This is a genomic window from uncultured Methylobacterium sp. (genome assembly GCF_964251405.1).
Taxonomy (GTDB): Bacteria; Pseudomonadota; Alphaproteobacteria; order Rhizobiales; family Beijerinckiaceae; genus Methylobacterium.
The window spans coordinates 13,319-18,773 of record NZ_CAXUJR010000073.1; the positions used below are offsets into that span (position 1 = coordinate 13,319).

Annotated in this window: 4 protein-coding genes; all 4 read right to left on the minus strand. The window is 68.6% G+C overall.

What is annotated here, in order from left to right; all coding sequences use genetic code 11:
- The coding region (locus ACFE7U_RS13235) for a translation initiation factor IF-2 (protein WP_375410191.1) at positions 1 to 1,892 on the minus strand (1,892 nt) is incomplete at its 3' end.
- The gene (locus ACFE7U_RS13240) at positions 1,893 to 2,693 is read right to left on the minus strand and encodes an RNA-binding protein (RefSeq protein WP_375410194.1); all 801 of its coding nucleotides are present in this window, start codon (positions 2,691 to 2,693) and stop codon (positions 1,893 to 1,895) included.
- A 176-nt stretch (positions 2,694 to 2,869) separates the two neighbouring features.
- Positions 2,870 to 4,468 (minus strand): transcription termination factor NusA, encoded by a 1,599-nt coding sequence (gene nusA, locus ACFE7U_RS13245; protein WP_375410192.1) that lies wholly within the window; start codon positions 4,466 to 4,468, stop codon positions 2,870 to 2,872.
- Positions 4,469 to 4,537: 69 nt separating this feature from the next.
- Positions 4,538 to 5,335, minus strand: a complete 798-nt coding sequence (rimP, locus tag ACFE7U_RS13250) for a ribosome maturation factor RimP (RefSeq protein ID WP_375410193.1) — start codon at positions 5,333 to 5,335, stop codon at positions 4,538 to 4,540.
- Between the last annotated feature and the right edge of the window lie 120 nt (positions 5,336 to 5,455).

A 5,455-nucleotide genomic window follows, 5' to 3' on the forward strand; every position in this document is an offset into this window, starting at 1 on the left:
AGCTGGAGACCTTCGAGCAGGTCGGAGAGCCCGTCGCCGGTCTTTGCCGAAACCTCGAACTCCAGGGTCTCGCCGCCCATCGACTCGACCTGGATGTCGTGCTGCAGCAGCTCGGTACGGACCCGCTGTGGGTTCGCATCCGCCTTGTCGATCTTGTTGATGGCCACGATGAGGGGCACGCCGGCCGCCTTGGCGTGGGAGATCGCCTCCACGGTCTGGGGCATGACGCCATCATCCGCCGCCACCACCAGCACGACGATGTCCGTCACCTTGGCGCCGCGGGCGCGCATGGAGGTGAAGGCGGCGTGGCCCGGGGTATCGATGAAGGTGATCATCTCGCCCGAAGGCGAGGCGACCTGGTAGGCGCCGATGTGCTGCGTGATGCCGCCGGCCTCGCCCGAGACGACCGTGGTCTTGCGGATCGCGTCGAGCAGCGAGGTCTTGCCGTGATCGACGTGCCCCATGATCGTGATCACCGGGGGACGCGGATCGAGATCCTCCTCCAGATCCGGCTCTTCGCTGAACAGGCCTTCTTCCACGTCCGACTCCGCCACGCGGCGTACGGTATGGCCGAGCTCTTCCGCGATGATCTGTGCCGAATCCGAATCGATCACGTCGGTGATCTTGTGGATCTGGCCCTGCTTCATCAGCAGGCGGATCACGTCCACGGCCCGCTCCGACATGCGGTTGGCGAGTTCCTGGATCGTGATCGACTCAGGAATCGTCACCTCGCGAGACAGCTTCTCTTTCTGCTCGACCTGGCGGTTGCCGCTCATCCGCTGCTGGCGGCGGCGGAACGACGCGACCGAGCGCGTGCGCTCGTCCTCGCCCGAGGTCGCCGTCGCGATGGTGAGGCGGCCGCGATTGCGGTCGCCGCCGGGCTGCTTCGGGGTCTTGGGCGGCGTGATGATCTTGAGCGGCATGCCCGGACGCCGGATCACGCGCTTCTGCTCGCTCTCCTCCTCGGCCGCCTGGGGCCGGCCCGGGACACGGGCCGTGGCGGCAGCACCCGCCGGACGGGCCGCCGTGGCGGTCGTCGTCGTGACCTCCGGCTCGGGAGCGGGCGCCGGACGCGCCATGAAGTTCAGGTCGCGGGGCTTGCGCGTGTCGGCCGTGATCGTCTTGCGCGGCTCGGCGGTGGCCGGGCGTGCCGTCAGAGGCGGACGGGCAGTGGGCGCAGCCGGACGTGCAGCCGTCGGCGCAGGAGCAGCCGTGGACGCCGGAGCCGCGGCCGGGCGAGCCGGAGCCGGTGCGGAACGCACCGTAGTCGGAGCCTGCGGCATCGGCGTCGTCGCCTTGGACGGCGCAGCCGGAGCGGCAGCAGGGGTCTCGGCGCCGGCTGCGTCGGCGGTGCTGGCGGCCTCTTTGCTGGCACGCTCGCGTGCTTCCTCGGCGATCCGGAGGCGCTCCTCCTCATCCTTGCGGCGGCGATCCTCCTCCTCGCGCTTGCGCGCCTCGGCGGCGTCGCGCTCCCGCTGCGCGGCAAGTTCCTGCTCGCGGCGCTCGGCAGCTTCCTGCTCGGCGATGCGGCGGGCTTCCTGCTCGCGGCGTTGGGCGTCGGCGAGGGCGGCGGTGCGGGCGTCACGCTCCTGCTCGCTCAGCGTCCGCAGCACGACGCCGGAGGCAGCGCGCTGGGCCGGGCGCGTCGGCGCGGGTGCAGCCGGCGGCACCGTCCGCGACGGAGCGGCGGGAATCGTCTCGCGGGCCGGAGCCGCGGGTGCCGGCGAGGCACCGATGACACGACGCTTCACCGTCTCGACCACGACCTGCTTCGTGCGGCCGTGGGAGAAGCTCTGGCGAACCGTTCCCTGCTCGATCGGACGCTTCAACGACAGCGGCTTCGCGGGGGGTCTCGTCTGCGTCTTGTCGCCCGGATTGTTCGTATCGCTCATTCAGTCCAAACCCTGAGGGTTTCCATCGTCCCGTGAACCGGCAAACTGCTGTGCGCCGGGTAAATTCGTCTGGTCGCCGTCGTCATGCGGATCGGAGGCGGTCTGCCCAACGCGGGTCGAACCGGCCTCGTCGGCTGTCGTCGCAACGCCTTCGAAAAAGCGAAGCCGACGCCAACGCGCAAGGCAGCCGGTACTCCCGACTCCTGCGACGAGTGCGGCATGTATCACATGATCCCGGCCCAAGGCCATGTCCAATTCTTCGCTGGACAAATCATCGATCACCGGGACGCTGGATATGGCATCGCCGAAGCGCCGGTGCAATGCCGCCGCGATCTTGCGCCGCCCGTCGGCGCTTCCGTCCAACGCCTGGATCACTCCGGCGATGCCGGCTTTGTCACCGATCGCCGACTCCACCTTCGCGAAACCCGCCACGACGCAGCCAGCCTTGTTGGCCAGCGAGAGCGATTGGCGCAGGTCGCCGCGCAGGCCCGCCGCGACCTGGTCGGCGAGGTTGGCCGGGACCGTCGCGTCCTTGGTCTTGAAGGCACGCAGGAACACCTTGCGTTTGATCGCCGTCTCCACCGTCTCGCGGCTGACGGTAAGCCAGGCGCCGCGGCCCGGCAGCTTGGCGCGGATGTCCGGCACCACCGCGCCGTCCGGCGACAGGACGAACCGGATCAGCCGGCGCGGGTTCTGCGCCACCCGGGTGACGATGCAGGTTCGCTCGGCATTGGCGCGACCGCGACCGAGCCCTGGATCGAGGAGGTCGTCCGGCTCGGTTTCGGGAGGTACGGCCGTCATGCGGCGATGGAGTCCTGGAGTGCGGTAGCTGGGATGGCGCGGACCTGAGTGCGAACACTCCTCCCCTTGCGGGGAGGAGTGGGAGGTGGGGGTGGCTGGGCGATCCTCGACCTTCGCAGGCCAGCCGAACCACCCCACTCCCTGGCATCTCCCCGCAAGGCGAAGGGGAATGACCCTCACACCGCCTGAGGCTCGCCCTCTTCCTCGGGCACTTCCGGCTCTGGCAATGCGTCGATCCAACCTGCGCTGAGGCGGGCGGCCATGATCATGCCCTCGGCCTCGGCGCGCGAGACCTCGAAGCCTTCGAGATAGCCGGCATGCTTCGTCGCCTCGGGACCGCGGCCTTCGGTGTAGCCGACGAGGTCGTCGGTGGCGCAGCCGGCCAGATCCTCGATGGTCTTCACGTCGTTCTCGCCCAGAGCCACTAGCATCGGCGTGGTGATCCCGTCGATCTCGCGAAGCTCGTCGGCGACGCCGAGTTCGAGACGCTTGGCATCGAACTCCGATTCCACCCGGGCGAGGTGGTCCTGCGCGCGGGCCTGGATCTCGGTCCCGCTCTCCTCGTCGAGGCCCTGAATGTTGGCGAGCTCGCCCGGCTCGACATAGGCGATCTCCTCCACCGTGCGGAAGCCTTCCGCCGCGAGGAGCTGGCCGACGGTCTCGTCGACGTCCAGCGCCTCCATGAATACCGCGGTCCGCTCGGCGAATTCCTTCTGGCGGCGCTCCGATTCCTCGGCCTCGGTCAGAATGTCGATGTCCCAGCCCGTAAGCTGGGAGGCGAGCCGCACGTTCTGGCCGCGCCGGCCGATGGCGAGCGAGAGCTGGTCGTCGGGAACGACGACCTCGATGCGGTCGGCCTCCTCGTCGAGCACGACCTTGACGACTTCCGCCGGCTGCAGGGCGTTCACGATGAAGGTGGCCTGGTCCTCGGACCACGGGATGATGTCGATCTTCTCGCCCTGAAGCTCGCCGACCACCGCCTGGACACGCGAGCCGCGCATGCCGACGCAGGCGCCGACGGGATCGATCGAGCCGTCGCGCGAGATCACGGCGATCTTGGCGCGCGAGCCCGGATCGCGGGCCACCGCCTTCACCTCGACGATGCCGTCGTAGATCTCGGGGACTTCCTGGCCGAAGAGCTTGGCCATGAACTGCGGATGCGAGCGCGAGAGGAAGATCTGCGGCCCGCGCACCTCCCGGCGCACGTCGAAGAGGTACGAGCGGATGCGGTCGCCGGGGCGGAAGGTCTCGCGCGGGATCATCTCGTCGCGACGCACGATGCCCTCGCCGCGCCCCAGATCGACGATGACGTTGCCGTACTCGACGCGCTTGACGAGGCCGTTGACGATGTCGCCGATGCGATCCTTGTACTCGTCGAACTGGCGGTCGCGCTCGGCGTCGCGCACCTTCTGGACGATGACCTGCTTGGCAGATTGCGCGGCCACGCGCCCGAAATCGAAGGGCGGCAGCGTGTCGGAGATGACGTCACCGACCAGCGCGCCGGGATTGTAGCGCTGGGCCTGCGCCAGCGTGACCTCTCGGGCATCGTTCTCGACCTCGTCGACGACGAGCAGATGGCGGGACAGGCGGAGCGCCCCGGTCTTCGGGTCGATCTCGGCATGGACGTCGGTCTCGGCGCCGTAGCGCGAGCGGGCGGCCTTGGCGATGGCCTCCTCCATGGCGTCGATGACGATGGAGCGGTCGATCACCTTCTCGCGGGCGACCGCTTCGGCGATCTGCAGGAGTTCGAGCCTGTTGGCGCTGACGACGGCCATCGGATTTCGTCCTTCTCTTCGTCGGTGAGACGTGTGCGCCATCCCGCATCGATGCGGGGTGACGAATGATCAGTGGAGCTTGCCGGTCTCTTTGACCCGGACCGCCTTGGTCCGCACGGGCTTGGCCTTGTTGGCCTGGCTCGCTGCCGATTCGGGTTTGACGGGCTTGGGCATGGCCGACGCCTTCGGTCTGAGAGGCTTCGTCGGCTTCTTTTTCGACATCGGGGTCTTGGGACTCGGGGGCGCTTCGTCCTCGGCGCCATCTTCGATCTCGTCGTCGTCATGAGCCGGCGGGCCGCCACGGCGGAGCGATTCGCGCACCAGTTCGTCCGTCAGGACGAGATAGGCGTCGCCAAGGTCCCGTAAGGGCAGGTCGATGCGGCTCGGCAGCCCCTCCTTCACGTCGGGCAGGTCGATCGGCACCGTCCGGCCGTCCGGGTTCGGCACCCCGATGATCCCGCGGTATCGCTTGCGGCCGTCGAGCGGCACGGCGAGCTCGATCTTGGCCTCGTAGCCGGCCCAGCGCTCGAAATCGCAGGCCCGGACCAGCGGGCGGTCGATCCCGGGTGAGGAGATCTCGAGATAGTACGGCTTGCCGATCGGGTCGTCGAGGTCGAGCAGCGGCGAGATCGCCCGGCTCACCGTCTCGCAATCGCCCACCGACATGGTGCCGTCCGGCCGCTCGGCCATGATCTGGACGGTGCAGCCATTGGCGCTCGACACCTTGACCCGCACGACGCGAAATCCGAGGCCCTCGATCGAGGCCTCGATCACCTGCACCACGCGTGCGGCCACACCGGTCTCGGTGATGAGCCGCTTCTCGGCGATGTCGCTGACTGTGATGTCGGTGTTCTGGGTATCCGCCATGCTGCGCAGAAATCCGGCCTTGCTCGGGGCGTTCCGGCGCGGAGGCATTGCGGCAATAAAAAAGAGCGGACCCGGTGGGGCCCACTCCCGAACCGCAGCCTTGCGACTGCAACCAGAACT

Bases quoted from the DNA above. Each gene is read 5' to 3' on its own strand.
- ACFE7U_RS13240 (WP_375410194.1), bottom strand. From the start codon at position 2,693: ATGACGGCCGTACCTCCCGAAACCGAGCCGGACGACCTCCTCGATCCA.
- nusA (WP_375410192.1), bottom strand. From the start codon at position 4,468: ATGGCCGTCGTCAGCGCCAACAGGCTCGAACTCCTGCAGATCGCCGAA.
- rimP (WP_375410193.1), bottom strand. From the start codon at position 5,335: ATGGCGGATACCCAGAACACCGACATCACAGTCAGCGACATCGCCGAG.